Consider the following 17,575-nt stretch of genomic DNA (forward strand, 5'->3'; position numbering starts at 1 on the left):
TAAGGCCATGTTCAGCCCAGATAGTCCGATCAGCGAATTCGTCTCCGTTTCGACGCACGTAGCACCGTCCGTTCTAAAAACGACCGGCGGTGACTATCTGTTGATCTGGCATCTTGCGGGCCTGCCCTTCGTTGGACGTGACGAGTTTGAGCTGGAGCAGCGGCACAATACGTTCAACCGTCTTGTACAGACCCTGCGCGCGCCGGATTTCGCCAACGTTGCGTTCTGGGCACATGATGTTCGACGTCGTCGCAAGATCAGCAATTCCGGCCGTTTCAAGCAGGCGTTCAATCAGTCGCTGTCCAATGAGTATTACTCAACGCTGTCTTCCCAGAAAATCATGCAGAATGAATTGTATTTCAGCATGATTTACCGCCCGGTGGTTACCGGGCGTCGGTTGGTCGAGAAATCCAGCGATCCTGCCAGAATTCGGGTCGAAGAAGAACAGGCGATTGCGAAGGTGATCGAGCTGGCGACTAACGTGGAAGCGGTGCTAAAAGACTATTCGCCCTATCGACTTGGAATGTACGAGGCAAAGAATGGAATTGTTTTCTCCGAAACGCTGGAGTTCCTTGGCTATCTATTGAATCGGATCGACGAGCCGGTTCCGGTACTGCAGGCGCCGGTTCCGGCGTACCTGCCCGTCAGTAAGCACATGTTCGCCAACAAGACCGGTGACTTTGTCATCCGCACGCCTGATGGCATCAATCATTTCGGGGCTATCCTAAATGTCAAGGAATACGCCGACGGGACCTATCCCGGCATACTCAATGGCTTGAAGTATCTAGATTTTGAATATGTGGTCACTCACTCATTCAGCCCTGTCGGTCGCCATGACGCACTGAAAGTGCTGGAGCGTACCAAGGGCATGATGATTTCATCGGGCGACAAATCCTCCAGCCAGATCCGCGATCTGGATCTGGCAATGGATGACGTGGCCTCGGGTAACTTCGTGCTGGGCGAATATCACTTCACCATTGCGGTGTACGCTGACAGCCAGGAAAAACTCGCCCGGCAAATCGCGACCACGCGTGCAGAGCTCTCCAATGCGGGCTTCGTGTCATCCAAGGAAGACTTGGCAATTGCCTCGTCGTTCTACGCGCAGCTGCCGGGCAACTGGCGCTTCCGTACGCGTATTGCCAATCTGAGTTCGCTCAACTTCCTGGGCCTGTCGCCGCTGCACAATTTTGCCCAAGGCAAGCTGCACAACAATCCGTGGGGCGATTGCGTCACTACGCTGCAGACCACCAATGGTCAACCGTATTACTTCAACTTCCATGCCACGCACCCGGCCGAGAATTCCTTGGGAGAGAAGGCGATCGGCAACACCATGGTGATCGGCAAGTCCGGTACCGGTAAGACGGCGCTGATCAACTTCCTGTTGAGCCAGGTGCAGAAGTTCGACCCAGTCCCGACGATCTTCTTTTTCGACAAGGATCGCGGCGCGGAGATCTTCGTGCGCGCTTGCGGCGGTAACTATCTGGCGCTGGAAAACGGCGCGCCGACTGGCTTCAATCCGTTCCAGTGCGAACGCAACGAGGCCAACACGCAATTCCTGGCCGAGCTGATCAAGGTGCTAGGCGGCAAGACCGAGTACAGCGCACGCGAGGAAGAAGATATCTATCGCGCGGTGGAAGGTATGCTGGATACACCGATGCATCTGCGCAGCATGAGCAACTTCCGCAAGAGCCTGCCCAACATGGGCGACGATGGGCTGTATGCACGCCTGCGCCGCTGGACTGCCGGCAATTCATTGGGCTGGGTATTCGACAACCCGGTGGACACCGTCGACCTGACGCGCGCATCGATCATTGGTTTCGACTACACCGATGTGATCGATAACGCCGAAGTGCGCGTGCCGGTGATCAACTATTTGCTGCATCGCCTGGAAGCGCTGATCGACGGGCGTCCATTGATCTATGTCATGGACGAGTTCTGGAAGATCCTGGACGGCAAGGGTGGGCTGAAGGAATTCGCCAAGAACAAGCAGAAGACGATCCGTAAGCAGAACGGTCTGGGCATCTTCGCCACGCAGAGCCCGGAAGACGCACTGGCGAGCGACATCGCAGCCGCGTTGATCGAACAGACGGCAACCATGGTCCTACTGCCCAATCCCAGCGCCAGCCGCGACGACTATATGGAAGGGCTCAAGCTCACTGACGCCGAGTATCAGGTGGTGGTGTCGCTGGACGAACGCTCGCGCTGCTTCCTGGTCAAGCAAGGCCATGCCTCGGCGGTGTGCCAGCTCAACCTGCGTGGGATGGATGATGCCCTTTCAGTGATTTCATCCTCAACCGACAACATCGAAATCATGCATCAAATTTTGTCGCGGAAAGCCGACAAGCTGGGTGTAAGCGTAGACCAGCTGACGCCAGAGCAGTGGCTGGAAGACTTTTATGCGAACCGAAAGGGCTCAGGTAAACGCAAGCGTGCCAAAGACGCTGGCCTTGAGGATCACGCATAAGCTCGAGTCGGTATGCGCAATGTGTCTAAAACCCGTCGCAGATTAACGGGCGGGTGATGCATCGGTTGCTGGCAGCTTCGTAACAGGTCGCTTTTAGTGTCAATCAGCCGCCAGTTTCAGTTGCTGAACAGAAATTTTTACATGCAACGCTTCGATGCGCTTGGGGTTGCCGTCTTTTGCATGTCATGCCCGCATGGTGAATAGTGAAATGCTGCGAATTGTGATGTAGCTTTTTGAGCGATCGAAGCGTCGCTGCCTAGCGACATGAATACGTATGCACAAATGCGCCGTACGCTACGGGCGCCGCTACCCTAGCTGCCTTGGCTGGGCGCATGTTCTGGCGCCTGCAATGGCCCGGGAGGGGCGTACATGTCGCAGACACCATGGTGGCGCGGGGCCGTCATCTATCAGATTTATCCGCGCAGTTTTCTGGATTCCAATGGCGATGGGGTGGGCGATCTGCCTGGCATCATCGCCAAACTCGACTACATCGCCGGGTTGGGCGTGGATGCGATCTGGATTTCGCCGTTCTTCAAGTCGCCGATGGCCGACTTCGGCTACGACATCGCGGACTATCGTGCAGTGGATCCGCTGTTTGGGACGCTGGACGATTTCGATCGGCTGCTCGACAAGGCGCATGGCCTCGGCTTGAAGGTGATGATCGACCAGGTGTTGAGCCACACCTCGATCGCGCATGCGTGGTTCCAGGAGAGCCGGCAGGACAGGACCAACGCAAAGGCGGATTGGTACGTGTGGGCCGATCCGCGTGAGGACGGGACGCCGCCGAACAATTGGTTGTCGCTGTTCGGTGGGGTGGCGTGGCAGTGGGAGCCGCGGCGGGAACAGTATTACCTGCACAACTTCCTGGTGGATCAGCCAGACCTCAATTTCCACAACACCGAGGTGCAACAGGCGACGCTGGACAACGTACGCTTCTGGCTGGATCGCGGGGTGGATGGGTTCCGCCTGGATGCGATCAACTTCTGCTTCCACGATGCGCAGTTGCGTGACAATCCGGCCAAGCCGGCCGACAAGCGGGTGGGGCGCGGCTTCAGTGCCGACAATCCGTACGCGTATCAGTACCACTACTTCAACAACACGCAGCCAGAAAATCTGGCCTTCCTGGAGCGCCTACGCGGGCTGCTGGACCTCTATCCGCATGCCGTGAGTCTTGGCGAGATCTCGTCGGAAGACTCGTTGGCGACCACTGCCGAGTACACCGCTCATGGCCGCCTGCACATGGGCTACAGCTTCGAGCTGCTGGTGCAGGACTACAGCGCGGCCTATATCCGCGAGACGGTGAGCCGGCTCGAGGCCACGATGCTGGAGGGCTGGCCGTGCTGGGCCATTTCCAACCACGATGTGGTGCGCGCGGTGACCCGCTGGGGTGGGTCAGATGCGTCGCCGGCATTCGCGCGGATGGTGGTGGCGATGCTGTGCTCGCTGCGCGGGTCGATCTGCCTGTACCAGGGCGAGGAGCTGGGCCTGGGCGAGGCGGAGGTGGCATTCGAGGATCTGCGCGATCCGTATGGCATCACCTTCTGGCCAACCTTCAAGGGCCGCGATGGCTGCCGCACGCCGATGCCGTGGACGGACGCGCCGTCGGCAGGCTTCAGCAGCGGCAAGCCGTGGTTGCCGCTGGTTGAGGCGCATCGTGCGAACGCGGTGAGTGTGCAGCAGAACGATCCGTTGTCCGTGCTCAGCGCGGTGCGCCAGTTCCTGGCCTGGCGCAAGGGCGAGCCTGCGTTGCGCGAGGGTGCGATCACGTTCTACGACACTGCCGAGCCTGTGTTGATGTTCCGGCGCGAGCATGCCGGCCGGGTGATGTTGCTGGCATTCAATCTGTCGGCGCACAGGGCCGAACTTGGGCTTCCGGCTGGCGCGTGGAGGCAAGTCGATGTGCCGGGCGTGGAGCGCGGAGCCATCGACCATGGCCACCTGCGCCTGGCCGGGCATGCGGTGGTGTGCGCGATCGAAGGTGGCTGACGTGGCATCGTGACCGGTAGCTGTGGTTGCGTGATCGCCTTCTACGTAGCGAGGCATTCCTGAAAAGATGCCTCGCTTTTCTTTACCTCGGAGTTCTTTGGTTCGCTGGCTACCTGCAGTGCGACGCGGGCTGCGCGAGCCTTTCATGGATCCCCTTGCTGCTGTTCGGACGCGGCACGCGGTGATGCCTTGCATACGTCCGGGATGTCCGACTGGTAGGTACAGGTCGATGGTGATCGACTGCGAGGATGGATGTGTTGCGGGCAGTCTTGGTGCTATCGCGATGCCCCAGGCCGATGCCGTGCGAATAGCGCTGCTTTTACATCCGGTAATGCCGTGATCGGCGGTTGATCTTGGGCGTTTTTTAGAAGTGGATACAGAGTGGATACAGATTCGGGCAAAGAAACCTTGAAAAAGAAACCCGCCGACATCACGTCGGCGGGTTTCTTTTGATTGATGGCGCCAGGCCGGTCAAAAAGGTGATCGTTGTTTATTGCTCAGCAGGGCCGCCTCCTGAGTGACGGCCCATGGAGCAACGCTGGGCACTGCGTGGGTGCACGCTGCGCTTGCGCCGCCCAACCCCTCTCCCAGTGGGAGAGGGGCTTTGGTGCAGAGGGCTGGCGCCGTGGGCGGTCAGCTCACTGGCACGCAGGGAACGCTGCAGCCACAGGCAACTAGTCAGCTACAGGCAGTGAGTCAGCTACAGATAATGATGCAGCCTCAAGTAACGCTGTAGCTAGGGGCCACGATAGCCACAAGTGACGCTGCAGCCACAGGTGACGTTACGGCTACCGGCACGATGTAGCCACAACTAACGACGTAGCCAATCAGTGCATCGCTTGCAGCTCACATCCCGTCAAAATTTGTAGTTGACCCCCAGCACGAAGGTGCGGCCCCATTCGATGTATTCCAGTGGACGGTCCTTGGTTTCGGCGTAGGTGCGGTAAGGCGAGTTGCTGAGGTTGCTGGCCTGCAGCAGCAGGGTCAGGCCGGCGAGATCGCTGCTGTCGCTGAAGCTGTAGCTGATCTGCGCGTCGGTGATGTTTTCGCCGACGACGTAGCGCAGCGTGCGGTTGCCGTTGAAGTTGCCGATTTCGCCGATGAAGTCCGAGCGCCGACGCTGGCTGACGCGTGCCTCGAAGCCCTTGTGCTCGTAGTAGGCGGTGAGGTTGTAGACGCGTTCGGACAGGCCGGGCAGGCTGATTTCGCCGTCACCAACGCTGGAAGCACTTTCCGGGTCACGAATCTTGACGTCGCTGTCGTTGAAGGTGGCGCTGGCCTGGATGCCGAAACCTTCCAAGGGAGCGAAGACCAGATCCAGCGGCAGCGAAGCAGTGAGTTCGACGCCGCGCAGCGTGCCGCCCTTGCCGTTGAACGGGGCACTGAAGGTACCGGTGGTCAGCACCGGCGCCGAGCCCGGCGGCGGCACGTAACCGGCGACCAATGCGGAAAAATCGTAGTTGTCGCGGCTCTGGGTGTAGATGTAGCTCTTCAGGTCCTTGTAGAAGAACGCGGCGGCCACGTAGGCGCGCTCGGCAAAATATTTTTCGTAGGAAAGATCGATGGCGTTCGCGCGCCAGGGGTCCAGCATCGGGTTACCGCCGCTGGCACCGGGGCGGCCGGTGGAGGTGTCGACACCGAATTCCAGCGAGGCGCGCAGCTGATCCACGCGCGGACGTGCAACCTGCTTTGCCATTGCAAAACGCAAGGTCTGCTCGTACGGGAACTGGAACGCGAGGTTCAGGCTGGGCAACCAGTCGCGGTAGGTCTTGCCGTCGTCGATCGGGCGCACTTCGCTGCCCACCGGCTGCGACGCGTCCCAATAGCTCGCGCGCGAGGACTGATCGGCGCTCTGCAACTGCACGCCGAGATTGCCGCGCACGCCCACATCGCCCCATTCGGTATCGAGATTCGCACGCACCCAGGCGGTGGTGATCTTCTCTTCGACCGTCCAGGCCTTGGATACCAGGAACGAGGCGTCGTCGCTGGGGTTGAACAGCATGTAGCGCGAGACTACCGCCGGCACGTTCCAGGCGGGCAGGGAGCCGATGCCGGCAAAGCCCAGATTGACAGGCGCGTACTGCAGGTCCGGCGCGATGGTGGATTCGCCCTGCGCGCCGAGGGTGATGTTGCCTTCGGGCTGGGTCTTCTGCTTTTCGCGGTTGGCGTAGTTGACGCCCACATCCAGATCCGAAAACCAGCTCAACGCGTCGGGCATCGGGAAGCTGGCCTGCAGGCGTGCGCCCTTGAGCACATCCTCCACGCGCGGCACCTTGCCGTAGCCGGAACCATAGATGGTGTTGGTCAGAAACAGCGCGTCGGGACTGGAATAATTCATGCCCGGCGCCAGCTGCGAGAAACCGTTGCCGACGACAGACACACCCACGGTGTCCAGCTGCGGCATGGGCGCACGTTGGAGATTGTTCTCCAGGTTCAATTCGTCGCGGGTGGCCTTGGAGTAGTTCAGGTCGGCGATGAGCTTGACCGCGCCGGCGGAGATCTCGTTGTTCCAGCCAAACGCGTCGATGGTGTCTTCGCGCTTGTTGTACATGCCGCGGACCAGTGGGTAGACGCCGCTGGCGGTGCCGCCGACGAAGCTGTTGCTGCCGTTGACGCGCACGTTGCTGATGTTCAAGCCCGGCGTATAGCCACCGTTGTAGTTGCTCAAGTTGAGCTCGAACTGGTTGGCGGTGTCGATCTGCTCGGCTTCGGTGTGGAAGGCGTCGAGCGTGCTAGTCCACGCGTTGGATGGGCGGTACTGCAACGTGGCCATGACGCCGTCGCGCTTCTGGTTGCCGGTGCGGCGCAATGCCTTGATGCCGTCGGAAAAGTACATGCCATCGGCCACGCCGGGGCGCGGGCGCTGCGCATTGACCGGTTGCCAGGGCTCGTACAGTCCCACCTGGTTTTCCTGGATCGGCATGTCGGTGTGGGCGTAGCCGATGGTCAGGCCGATGGTGCGGTCGGCGAACTGGTCGATGTAACTGATATTGAAGCGGTTGCCGTACGGATCGACGTTGGCGGCCTTGCCCAGCGAGTTGCGCTGGTAACGGCCACCGATGGCGATCACGCGCTCGTTGTAGCTGAGCGGGCGTGCGGTCTGCATGTCGACGGTGCCGGACAAGCCCTGGCCGACCAGGCCGGCATCGGGCGTCTTGTAGACGGTGACGCCGCTGACCAGTTCGGACGGGTATTGGTCGAATTCCACACTGCGGTTGTCACCGGTGCTGACCACTTCGCGGCCGTTGAGCAGGGTGGTGGAAAAATCCGGCGACAGCCCGCGCACACTGATCACCTGCGCGCGACCGGCGACACGCTGTGCAGCCAGGCCAGGCAGGCGCGCCAGCGATTCGGCGATGCTCACGTCCGGCAGGCGGCCGATGTCTTCGGCGGAAATGGCTTCCACGATCGAGGTGGAATCCCGCTTGACCGAGATGGCGCCCTCGATCGCGCGGCGCAGGCCGGTGACCTGGACCTTGTCCAGCTCGGTCACCGCGCCGGCGGTGTTTTCGGAAGCAGTTTGTTCGGTGTCGGTTGCTTGCGCCGGCGCCGCCGATTGTGCGGCCGCCAACGTCGGTGCCATGGCAACGGCCAGGGCGATACTCAGCGCGGAGCGCTTGTGCTTCAACATTTTCCCCTCCCAGGTACATGTTGTTCTTTGATTTTTCGATCCGGCAGACGCCTGGATGCATTGCATCGCGCGCCACCACGGGCATCACGACTGCGACGTATGGTAGACACGGCACCTGCACGCAAACGGGCACTGCATACGTATTCAACCCGGCTGATTGCGCTGAAATCGATTCCACGCAAGCTCCGCCGCAGCGCGGTACGAGGTGCGCCCGGCGTGAGGCAACATCATTGCGCGATCCGCAGCGGCTGCAGTGCCGCTGCGTGATGCAATCATCGGTCGCGTTGAAGGCCGCCTCGGCAAGCCGTTGTGACCAAGTCAGCGCTTCCCATCCATCGGCACGAAGCGAATCGCCTGCCCACCGCCTGGCGCAAGACGCAGTTCCAGCGTGTCAACGCTGCTGACCTGGCGTTGTTCGCGCACGAAGGCGAATGGGTTGCCGACATAGTCCGCATCGTCGCCGTCGCGATAGATCTGCGCGGTGTACCGCACGCCAGGCTCAAGAAATCCGAGCGGCACCTGCAGCAGCCGGCCATGCTCGTCGGTGATGCTGCCCAGGAACCAGTCACGGCTATGCCGGTCCTTGCGGGCGATGGTGACGTAGTCGCCGACTTCGCCATTCAAGGCACGGGTCTGGTCCCAATCCACCGCCACGTCCTCGATGAAGCGGAAGGCGTCACGATGTTGCAGATAATGCTCGGGCAGATCGGCGGCCATCTGGATCGGGCTGTAAAGCGTCACGTACAGCGCCAGCTGGCGCGCGAGCGTGCTGGGAATCGCCTGGCCGTCGCGGCCTTTCAGGCTGAGGATGCCGGGCGTGTAATCCATCGGCCCGGCGAGCAGGCGGGTGAACACCAGGTTGACCTCGTGCTCGGGCGGATTCGGTGGCTGGCCCCAGGCGTTGTATTCCATGCCGCGCGCGCCTTCGCGCGAGATCCAGTTGGGATAGGTGCGGCGCAGGCCGGTGTCCTTGATCGGCTCGTGCGCATTGACGGCGATATGCCGCTCGGCAGCCTCGCGTACCACGCGCAGATGATGGCGCGCCATCCATTGGCCGTCGTGCCATTCGCGCAGCGGTGTGCCGCCTGCCGGGTTGCGACGTTCCACCTGGCCGTCGTCGCAGACATAGCCAGTCTTGACCGAGTCCACGCCGAAGCGGGCGTACAGGTCCATCGCTTCGGCGATCTGGTCTTCGTAATGATCCACTGCGCACCCCGTTTCATGATGGCCGATCAGATGCACGCCCTTGCCGGCGGCGTATTTGCTCAGTGCGGGCAGGTCGAAATCCGGCGTCGGCCGGGTAAAGTCGAAGCTGCCGCCGTTGCCGAACCATTCGCCGTTCCAGCCCGGATTCCAGCCTTCCACCAGCACGCCACGAAAGCCGTGCGCCGCGGCAAAATCGATGTAGCGCCTGGTGTTGGCGGTGGTGGCGCCGTGGGTCGGCCCGGTTGCCCAGGTCTGCTGGTTGAGATGCATGGACCACCACACCCCGACATACTTGGACGGCTTGACCCAGCTCACGTCGCCCACGGCGTTGGGCGCGTTGAGGTTGAGGATCAGGTTGGATTCCACCAGGCCGGTGGCCTGGTCGGCGATCTGCAGCGTGCGCCACGGCGTGTCGAAGGGCAGCGTGCGCCGCACCTTCCAGCCTTCGGCAGCGGGTGACAATTGCGCGCGCAGGCGCCGGCCTTCGGTACGGCGCAGCCACATGCCGGCGTAATCGACCAGCGCCGCCTCATGCAGCGCGATGTGCAGCCCGCTCTCGGTACGCAAGGTGAGTGGCGTATGCGCCAGCGCGACCTGGTTCAACGGCGTGCGCTGATACAGGTATTCGTAGTGGATCGGCTCGCCTGCAGGAATCCACCACGCTTCGGACGGCTGCGCGATGGCGAATTCGATGATTTCCTCGTCGATGATGGCTTCGCGTAATCCCGCTTGTTCGGGAAAGTGATAGCGCAGGCCGATGCCATCGTCGTACACGCGGAAGATCACATCGATCCTGCGTTGCGCGCCACCGGGTTCGCCCAGGCTGACGCGTAGTTCGTTGTAGTGGTTGCGCACCAGGCGCGTCTCGCCCCAGGGTTGTTCCCAGGTGTCGTCATGATGCTGGCGCGCCTGCGAGAGGACGACCAGGCCGCGGTCCAGCCGGCCGTCGCGTAACTGGAAGCCCAGGCGCGAGCGCTCCAGCACCGGCTGGCCCAGGCGTTGCACGTGGTAGTAGGGTGTGCCGCCATCCACTTCCAGCGTGACCTGCAGGATCTTGCCAGGCGAATCCGCGCTGATGGCGATGCGCTCGGCCTGCGCGATGCCGGCAAGGCTGCCGAGCAGCAGCAGGGCAAGCAGGCGCGCACTGCTTGCGGCGCTCGATGTCGAACGCACGCGACGTGAAGACAGCGGCATATCCCCTCCCAAGGCGGCCATTGCGTCAGTGGCGACTATGCAATGACGCGGCGTGGATGGGCCATGCTGCACTGCGGCCAATGCCATGAATACGTATGCAGTGGTGCCGAACCCCGGGGTGCGCGTCTACCATGGCGCCACGGCACCTGGGAGGGTCCGCGCCCGTGGCACGCCAGTGCCGCGCACTACAACGCGTGCAACGAGGGAGGGAGGCCGACGGTGCAAGCCGTCTCGCCGCGTCGATGCTGAAGATGATCTGCATGGCTGCAACGCTGGGTGTTGCGGCAAGCTCGCCGGTATTGGCCGACGAGCTGGAATTCCAGGGCCGCCGCGCGCAGGCTCAGGCGCTCGAAGACGGTGGGTTCGTGCTGCGCTGGCCGCAGGGCGAGCGTCGTATCGGGCCGCAACCGATGCGTACGCACACTGCCAGTCCATTGTTCGATGCCTTGTTTGCGCTGGCCCAGCAGGAAATGGCCGACGACCGCGTCGATGCGATCCGCGATCCGGCCTTCAATGACGGCAAGCCGGTGGCATGCGCGTGTTTCGAAACCGGTGAGCGCTGGCCTTACGTATGGACGCGCGATGTCAGCTTCGCCGCCGATCTGGCGTTGGCGCGGCTGGAGCCGGAGCGTACGCGCAATGCGCTGCGCTTCAAGCTGTCGGCGGCGCGCGATGGGCAGACGCCGGGACTGTTCGTTGCGCAGGACACCGGCTCCGGTGGCAGCTGGCCGATCAGCAGCGACCGTGTGGTGTGGTTCCTCGCCGCGCGTGGCCTGCTGGACGATGAGCCATTCGCTGAAGAGGTCTGGCGTGCATTACAGGACACCATCGCGCAAGACCGTGCCGCGGTGTTCGATGCGCGGATCGGGCTCTACCGTGGCGAAACCTCGTTCCTGGATTGGCGCGAGCAGACCTATCCGCGGTGGACGCGTAAGGACGTGCGTTTCATCGCCGAGTCCTTTGCCTTGTCCACCAACGTGTTGCACTACCAGGCCCTGCGTCTGGCCGAGCAACTGGCGCGCCAGCATGGCGATGCGCGCGCGGACCAGTACGCCCAGTGGGCAGATGCCTTGCGCCAGGCCATCGCTGCGCGCTTCTGGAATGCGCGCAGCAAGCAGTACGTGAGCTACCTGGGCAATGCCGCGCACCCGGTGCGCTACGCCAAGGTCGATCTGCTCGGCGTGTCGCTCGGCGTGCTGGCCGATGTATTTCCGAAAGATCGCGCGCGTATCGCACTGCGCAGGTATCCGATGGTTGCCGGCGGCAGCCCGGTGGTGTGGCCGCAGGAAGCCGAGCAGCCGATCTACCACAACCGTGCCGTATGGCCCTTCGTCAGCGCTTATGCGTTGCGCGCCGCACGCCAGCTGGACGATGCGCCGCGTATTGCGCTGGAGCTGCAGTCGTTGATGCGCGGCAGCGCGTTGGCCGGCTCCAACATGGAAAACTACGAGATGCAAAGCCTGGCCGTGCACGTGGAGGAGGGCGCCCGCAGCGGCCCGGTGGTGAATTCGCCGCGGCAGTTGTGGTCGGTTGCCGGTTATCTCTCCGCCGTGCTGGAAGGCGTGTTCGGCGTGGGCGCCGATGGCAGCGTCGCTCCGAAACTGCCGCGGGTGTTGCTGCCGTTGTTGTTTGGCGAGCGCCAGCAGATCGTGCTTGAACAGGGTGCCCGCCGGTATGTGCTGCAGCGGCCGACGGCGGATGCAGGTGAGTTGCTGGTGGCGGGGGAGGTCGAGCAACTAGGCCAGACTACGCTGGTGCATCTGGTCGGCCGCAAGGCCGACACCACGGTTCCACCGCAGCCAGACCAGGTGTTCGCACCCGGTACGCCCGAAACGCCTGTTGCGCAACGGCAGGGCGACGGCTACCGCATCGCGATTCCGGAAGGGGCGACGTTGTACATGGATGGGCAGGCACTGAACGCCACGCGGCACTGGGACCTGCGCGACGACGGCCTGCTGCATGTGCTCAGCCTGACCCGCCGCGCCGATGGCCTGGAATCGCTGCACAGTCCATCGTTGACGCTCGGCCCGTTGCAGGAAGTCGCGGGTAGCCAGGTCTGGGCCTGGACTCCCACACACGCGGGCTGGCATCGCGTATCGCTGCGTTATCGCAACGCCAACGGCCCGATCAATACCGGCGTCACTGCGGCGGTCAAGCGGCTGGTGCTGGAATGCCCCGGGCAGGCACTGCAAGCGCAGGTCGTGGTGATGCCGCATAGCGTGGGCGAGCAGTTGTCCACGCAGGTCGGCTTCACTGCGGTGGCCGGGCAGCCATGCCGGTTCCGGCTGGAAGATGGCTTCAACATGAGTGCGCTGGCGCATTTTGCGCAGTACAACGGCGGCCGCGGCGGTCGCGATGGCGTGGTCAATACCGCGCAGGTGAGCGCGCTGCTGGTCGGACCTGCGGCGAGCACGGAGGCTGCGCAATGACCGCCAAGCCACGCCTGCGTTTCTGGCAGATCTGGAACATGTGCTTCGGCTTTCTCGGCATCCAGTTCGGCTTTGCGCTGCAGAACGCCAACGCCAGCCGCATCTTCCAGACCCTGGGTGCACAGGTCGACGACGTGCCCGGCTTGTGGATCGCCGCACCGCTGACCGGACTGATCGTGCAGCCCATCATCGGCTACCTGTCGGACCGCACCTGGACCCGATGGGGCCGCCGGCGCCCGTATTTCATGGTCGGCGCGGTCTTCACCACATTGGCCTTGCTGGTGATGCCCAACGCGCCGATGCTATGGGTTGCCGCCGGCACGTTGTGGATGCTGGATGCCTCGATCAACATCTCGATGGAGCCATTCCGCGCCCTGGTCGGCGACCAGCTGCCGCCCACGCAGCGGCCCGCCGGCTATGCGATGCAAAGCTTCTTCATCGGCGTCGGTGCAATCGTGGCGAGCTTCCTCCCATGGCTGCTCGCCCACTGGGGCGTGGCCAATACCGCGCCGCCAGGACAGTTGCCCGACAGCGTGCGCTACGCTTTTTACCTCGGTGCAGCGGTGCTGTTTCTGTCGATCAGCTGGACGGTGTTGCGCACGCGCGAATACAGCCCGCAGCAGCTGGCAAGCTTCGACGATGCACATCCGCCTGTCGCCACTGCGGCAATCGCCGGCAGCTTGCCGTCGCCGCGTGCAGGTGTGCTCTGGTGCGGCATCGGTGCGCTGCTTGCTGCTGCGATCGCATGGCAGCACGGCGACCGCATGCTCTACGTGCTGGCCGGGCTGTGCGTGGCGTACGGGGCGTTGCTTGCATTGGCGCGCGTGCTGCCGTCCACCAGCATGTTGGTGGCGATCGTGCAGGACGTGCGCAGCATGCCGCTGACGATGCGGCGCCTGGCCTGGGTGCAGTTCTTCTCCTGGTTTGCGCTGTTTGCGATGTGGATCTACACCACCGCCGCGGTCACCCAGGTGCACTTCGGTGCGAACGACACCGCATCGGCCGCTTATAACGATGGCGCGAACTGGGTGGGCGTGCTGTTTGGGGCCTACAACGGGTTTGCGGCGTTGGCGGCCTTGGTCATTCCAGTGTTGGTGCGCGCGATCGGCCTGCGCTGGAGCCATCTGTGCAATCTGTGGCTTGGCGCTGCCGGGCTGCTGTCGATGCTGGTGATCCGCGACCCGCAGTGGCTGTTGTTGTCGATGCTGGGCGTGGGCTTTGCCTGGGCCTCGATCCTGTCGCTGCCCTACGCCCTGCTGTCCGACAGCGTGCCCGCCGCCAAGATGGGCGTGTACATGGGCATCTTCAATTTCTTCATCGTGATTCCGCAGCTGGTCGCGGCCAGCGCGCTGGGCTTCGTGTTGCGCGTCTGGCTCGACGGTCAGCCGATCTATGCGCTGGCCATCGGCGGCGCCAGCTTGCTCATTGCCGGCGTGTGCGTGGTGCGGGTTCCAGTGGCCTCGGGAGGGCAGTGATGCGTCATGTGATGATGGCTGGAGTGATGATGTGTGCAGGCGCGGCGAACGCAGCGGCTGCACCTGGCGATTACTACGGCACGCTGGAGCCGTTTGCCGCCGACGCGGTGTATTTCGTGGTCACCGACCGTTTCGTCAATGGCGACCCCGGCAACGATCAACGCGACCAGGGCGGTGCGCATCGCACCTTCGATGTGCCGACGCCTTGTGCCGATGGCCTTGGCGACAACATCGGTTATCTGGGTGGCGATTTCAAGGGCATCGTCGACCATGCCGACTACATCCGCGGCATGGGATTCGGCGCGGTCTGGATCACGCCGATTGTCGACAATCCGGATCAGGCCTTCACCGGCGGCAAGCCGATCAGCTGCGGCAGTACGCTCAGCGACCACGGCAAGACCGGCTATCACGGCTACTGGGGCGTGAACTTCTACAAGCTCGATGAGCATCTGCTCAGCCCGGGCCTGGACTTCGCCGGCTTCACCCGCGCCATGCATGCCCACCAGTTGAAAGTGGTACTGGATATCGTGGGCAATCATGGCTCCCCGGCCTATACCATGCCGGTGGCGCAGCCTGGCTTCGGCATGGTGTACGACGCCGCTGGTCGCCTGGTCGCCGACCACCAGAATCTGCCGCCTGCGCAGCTGGATCCGCAGCACACTCCGCTGCATGCGTTCTACAACACCGGCGGCGGCCTGGCCGAGCTGTCCGATCTCAACGAAAACAATCCTGCAGTACTCGATTACCTGGCCGGCGCGTATCTGCAGTGGATGGAGCAGGGCGCCGACGCGTTTCGTATCGACACCATCGGCTGGATGCCTGATCGCTTCTGGCATGCGTTCGTGGCACGCATCCGCGAAAAACGTCCCGGGTTCTTCATGTTCGGCGAGGCCTTCGATTACGACGCCAACAAGATTGCCGGGCATACCTGGGCGCGCAATGCCGGCGTCAGCGTGCTGGATTTCCCGTTGAAGCAGCAGCTTTCCGCTGTCTTCGGCCATGAGCAGGCCGGGTTCGAAAAGCTCGCCACGCCGTTGTTTCTGCGCCAGGGGCCGTATGCCAATCCGTACGAGCTGATGAGCTTCTACGACAACCACGACATGGCGCGCCTGGATGCCAGCGACACCGGTTTTATCGACGCGCACAACTGGCTGTTTACCGCGCGCGGCATCCCGGTGATCTACTACGGCTCGGAAACCGGCTTCATGCGCGGGCGTGCCGAACATGCAGGCAACCGCAACTATTTTGGCCAGGAGCGCATCCGCACCGCGCCGCAAAGCCCGATCTTCGGCCCGCTGCAGCAGATCGCGCGGCTGCGTCGCGATACGCCGGCATTGCAGCGCGGCGTACAGGTGGATGTGCTGCTACGCGGGGATCAGGCGGCGTTCTTGCGGGTCTATCAGCATGCGGGCGCCAACCAGACGGCGTTGGTGCTGCTCAACAAGGGCGACGCAGCGGCGACCATCGCAGTGACGCGTTTTCTGCAGCCCGGCACCTGGCGCGATGCGGTGAGCGGCGAGCAGGTGCGGGTGCAACGTCGGCTGCTGGCCGCGGTGCCCGCGCACGGCGTGCGCGTGCTGCTCTCGGATGCGCCGGTCACCGATCCGGCCTTGCGCAAGCAGCTTGATCTGCAGATGGCCAAGCAAGCCGCGCGCGACGCCCGCAACAGGTAGGAGCGCACCCGGGCGCGACAGGGCTTGCCGGGAATGCTCCGTCGCGCCCGGGTGCGCTCCTACGAAGCATTCGATGGCCGCGACCAGACTCGCAGCCCGCCACGCACGCATGGGCGTATCTTCTTTTGCATACGCCGATCAACGAACAAGCTGCGCGCGATCCGCGCAACCGGTAGGAGCGCGCTTGCGCGCGCTGGGGCGTTACCGGTAGTGCTCCATCGCGCTCCATCGCGCGCAAGCGCGCTCCTACACAGGGTTCGGTGGGCCGCGATCCATCCTGCAGCCAGCCATGCATGCTCTAACGATTCCCAATTCCCAATTCCCAATTCCCGACGCTCAGCGTCCTGCAACTCCGCTGGCCGTCTGTGCGCACACCACATCGCCGGGCTCCGTTGCCGGCGACGGCGTCCAGCCCAACGGCGGTTGCAGGCCGTTGCTACGCGAGGAGTCGCGCACGGCCAGTTTCACCGGGATCGTGCGGCTTTGCGCCGCTTCGCCGCGGATCAGCGCCACCAGGCTTTCCACCAGCAGCGTGCCGGCCTGCTTGGTGTCCTGCTGCACCGTCGACAACGCCGGCGCCACCGACGCCGCCAGGGCGATATCGTCGAAGCCGCTCACCGCGACATCCTGCGGCACCCGCAAGCCGCGCTCGCGCAAGGCGCGCATGGCGCCGATCGCAATCAGGTCGCTGGCCGCGCACACCGCATCGAAGGCCAGGCCACTGTCGAGCAGCGCCAGGCACGCGGCATGGCCGGACGACTCGGTAGTGATCGCGTCGAACTGCAGCGCGCGATCGGCCACCAACGCCTGTTGCTTGAGCGCGGCCACGTAGCCGCGGTAGCGCTCTTCGAACTCGGGGTAATGATTGGACGCGTGGCCGAGAAAGGCGATGCGGCGGCAGCCCTGCGCGAGCAGATGCGCGGTGATGTCCAGCCCGCCCTGATAGTTGTCGCTGCCGATCGAAATGCCCGGCTGCCCCGGCAGCGCCGCGCCCCAGCGCACGAAATGCGTGCCTTGCTCGACCAGCAGCTGCAGCCGCTGGCGCGACTGCTGGTAGTCGCCGTAGCCGAGCAGGATGATGCCGTCGGCCTTGTTGCTGTCTTCGTAATCGGCCTGCCAGTCCTTGGACAGCTGCTGGAACGACACCAGCAGGTCGTAGCCCTGCAGCGCGCAGGCGCGGGTGATCGAGCCCAGCATCGAATGGAAGAACGGGTTGATCAGCGAATCGTCGGCGGTGGGGTCTTCGAAAAACAGCAGCGCCAGCGTGCCCGCATTGCGCAGCCGTAGCGACGAGGCGTTCTTGTCGACCTTGTAGTTCAACTCGTTGGCGATGCGCAGGATGCGCTTGCGGGTTTCTTCGTTGACCATCGGGCTGCCGCGCAGTGCGCGCGACACGGTCGGCTGCGACACGCCGGCCAGGTAGGCGATATCCAGCGAGGTGGCTTTACCCTTGATGGTCATGGTCGGTACTGGCAGCACAGGTGGCCGGCATCATGCCACGCGCCCGCCGGCCCGGT

Annotated in this window: 8 protein-coding genes; 5 read left to right on the forward strand and 3 right to left on the reverse strand. The window is 63.3% G+C overall.

Features of this window, described 5'->3' with window-relative positions:
• Positions 1-7 precede the first annotated feature (7 nt).
• Together EO170_RS07785 and EO170_RS07790 are read left to right on the forward strand one after the other, a co-directional pair.
• Complete coding sequence (locus EO170_RS07785; RefSeq protein ID WP_126943788.1) at positions 8-2,464, forward strand: VirB4 family type IV secretion/conjugal transfer ATPase; 2,457 nt, start codon at positions 8-10, stop codon at positions 2,462-2,464.
• A gap of 369 nt (positions 2,465-2,833) precedes the next feature.
• Complete coding sequence (locus EO170_RS07790; RefSeq protein ID WP_126943791.1) at positions 2,834-4,450, forward strand: alpha-glucosidase; 1,617 nt, start codon at positions 2,834-2,836, stop codon at positions 4,448-4,450.
• Positions 4,451-5,306: 856 nt separating this feature from the next.
• Here the strand turns inward: EO170_RS07790 and EO170_RS07795 are convergent.
• Positions 5,307-8,081: a TonB-dependent receptor gene (locus EO170_RS07795; RefSeq protein ID WP_164740955.1), complete on the reverse strand. Its 2,775-nt coding sequence runs from the start codon at positions 8,079-8,081 to the stop codon at positions 5,307-5,309.
• A gap of 318 nt (positions 8,082-8,399) precedes the next feature.
• A complete protein-coding gene (locus EO170_RS07800; RefSeq protein ID WP_126943797.1) occupies positions 8,400-10,481 on the reverse strand; it encodes a glycoside hydrolase family 97 protein in 2,082 nt (693 codons plus the stop codon).
• Between the two features lie 242 nt (positions 10,482-10,723).
• Here EO170_RS07800 and EO170_RS07805 point away from each other — a divergent pair, with 242 nt between their 5' ends.
• The 3 genes from EO170_RS07805 to EO170_RS07815 are packed head-to-tail and all read left to right on the forward strand — an operon-like array spanning position 10,724 to position 16,058.
• A complete protein-coding gene (locus EO170_RS07805; RefSeq protein ID WP_126943800.1) occupies positions 10,724-12,910 on the forward strand; it encodes a Six-hairpin glycosidase-like protein in 2,187 nt (728 codons plus the stop codon).
• On the forward strand, positions 12,907-14,385 hold the full coding sequence (locus tag EO170_RS07810; protein WP_126943803.1) for an MFS transporter: 1,479 nt from the start codon (positions 12,907-12,909) through the stop codon (positions 14,383-14,385). The genes EO170_RS07805 and EO170_RS07810 overlap by 4 nt, the downstream gene beginning before the upstream one ends.
• 11 nt (positions 14,386-14,396) lie before the next feature.
• Positions 14,397-16,058 (forward strand): alpha-amylase family glycosyl hydrolase, encoded by a 1,662-nt coding sequence (locus EO170_RS07815; RefSeq protein WP_164740967.1) that lies wholly within the window; start codon positions 14,397-14,399, stop codon positions 16,056-16,058.
• Positions 16,059-16,394: 336 nt separating this feature from the next.
• On the opposite strand, the gene EO170_RS07820 is transcribed toward EO170_RS07815, so the two are convergent.
• Positions 16,395-17,519: a LacI family DNA-binding transcriptional regulator gene (locus EO170_RS07820; protein ID WP_126943806.1), complete on the reverse strand. Its 1,125-nt coding sequence runs from the start codon at positions 17,517-17,519 to the stop codon at positions 16,395-16,397.
• Positions 17,520-17,575: the final 56 nt, after the last annotated feature.

The sequence above is a fragment of the Xanthomonas sp. BRIP62409 genome, assembly GCF_003992965.1.
Classification (GTDB): Bacteria; Pseudomonadota; Gammaproteobacteria; order Xanthomonadales; family Xanthomonadaceae; genus Xanthomonas; species Xanthomonas euroxanthea.

Excerpts from the sequence above, each read along its gene's own strand:
- EO170_RS07785 (WP_126943788.1), top strand. The coding sequence starts at position 8 with ATGTTCAGCCCAGATAGTCCGATCAGCGAATTCGTCTCCGTTTCGACG.
- EO170_RS07790 (WP_126943791.1), top strand. The coding sequence starts at position 2,834 with ATGTCGCAGACACCATGGTGGCGCGGGGCCGTCATCTATCAGATTTAT.
- EO170_RS07795 (WP_164740955.1), bottom strand. The coding sequence starts at position 8,081 with ATGTTGAAGCACAAGCGCTCCGCGCTGAGTATCGCCCTGGCCGTTGCC.
- EO170_RS07800 (WP_126943797.1), bottom strand. The coding sequence starts at position 10,481 with ATGCCGCTGTCTTCACGTCGCGTGCGTTCGACATCGAGCGCCGCAAGC.
- EO170_RS07805 (WP_126943800.1), top strand. The coding sequence starts at position 10,724 with ATGCTGAAGATGATCTGCATGGCTGCAACGCTGGGTGTTGCGGCAAGC.
- EO170_RS07810 (WP_126943803.1), top strand. The coding sequence starts at position 12,907 with ATGACCGCCAAGCCACGCCTGCGTTTCTGGCAGATCTGGAACATGTGC.
- EO170_RS07815 (WP_164740967.1), top strand. The coding sequence starts at position 14,397 with ATGATGGCTGGAGTGATGATGTGTGCAGGCGCGGCGAACGCAGCGGCT.
- EO170_RS07820 (WP_126943806.1), bottom strand. The coding sequence starts at position 17,519 with ATGACCATCAAGGGTAAAGCCACCTCGCTGGATATCGCCTACCTGGCC.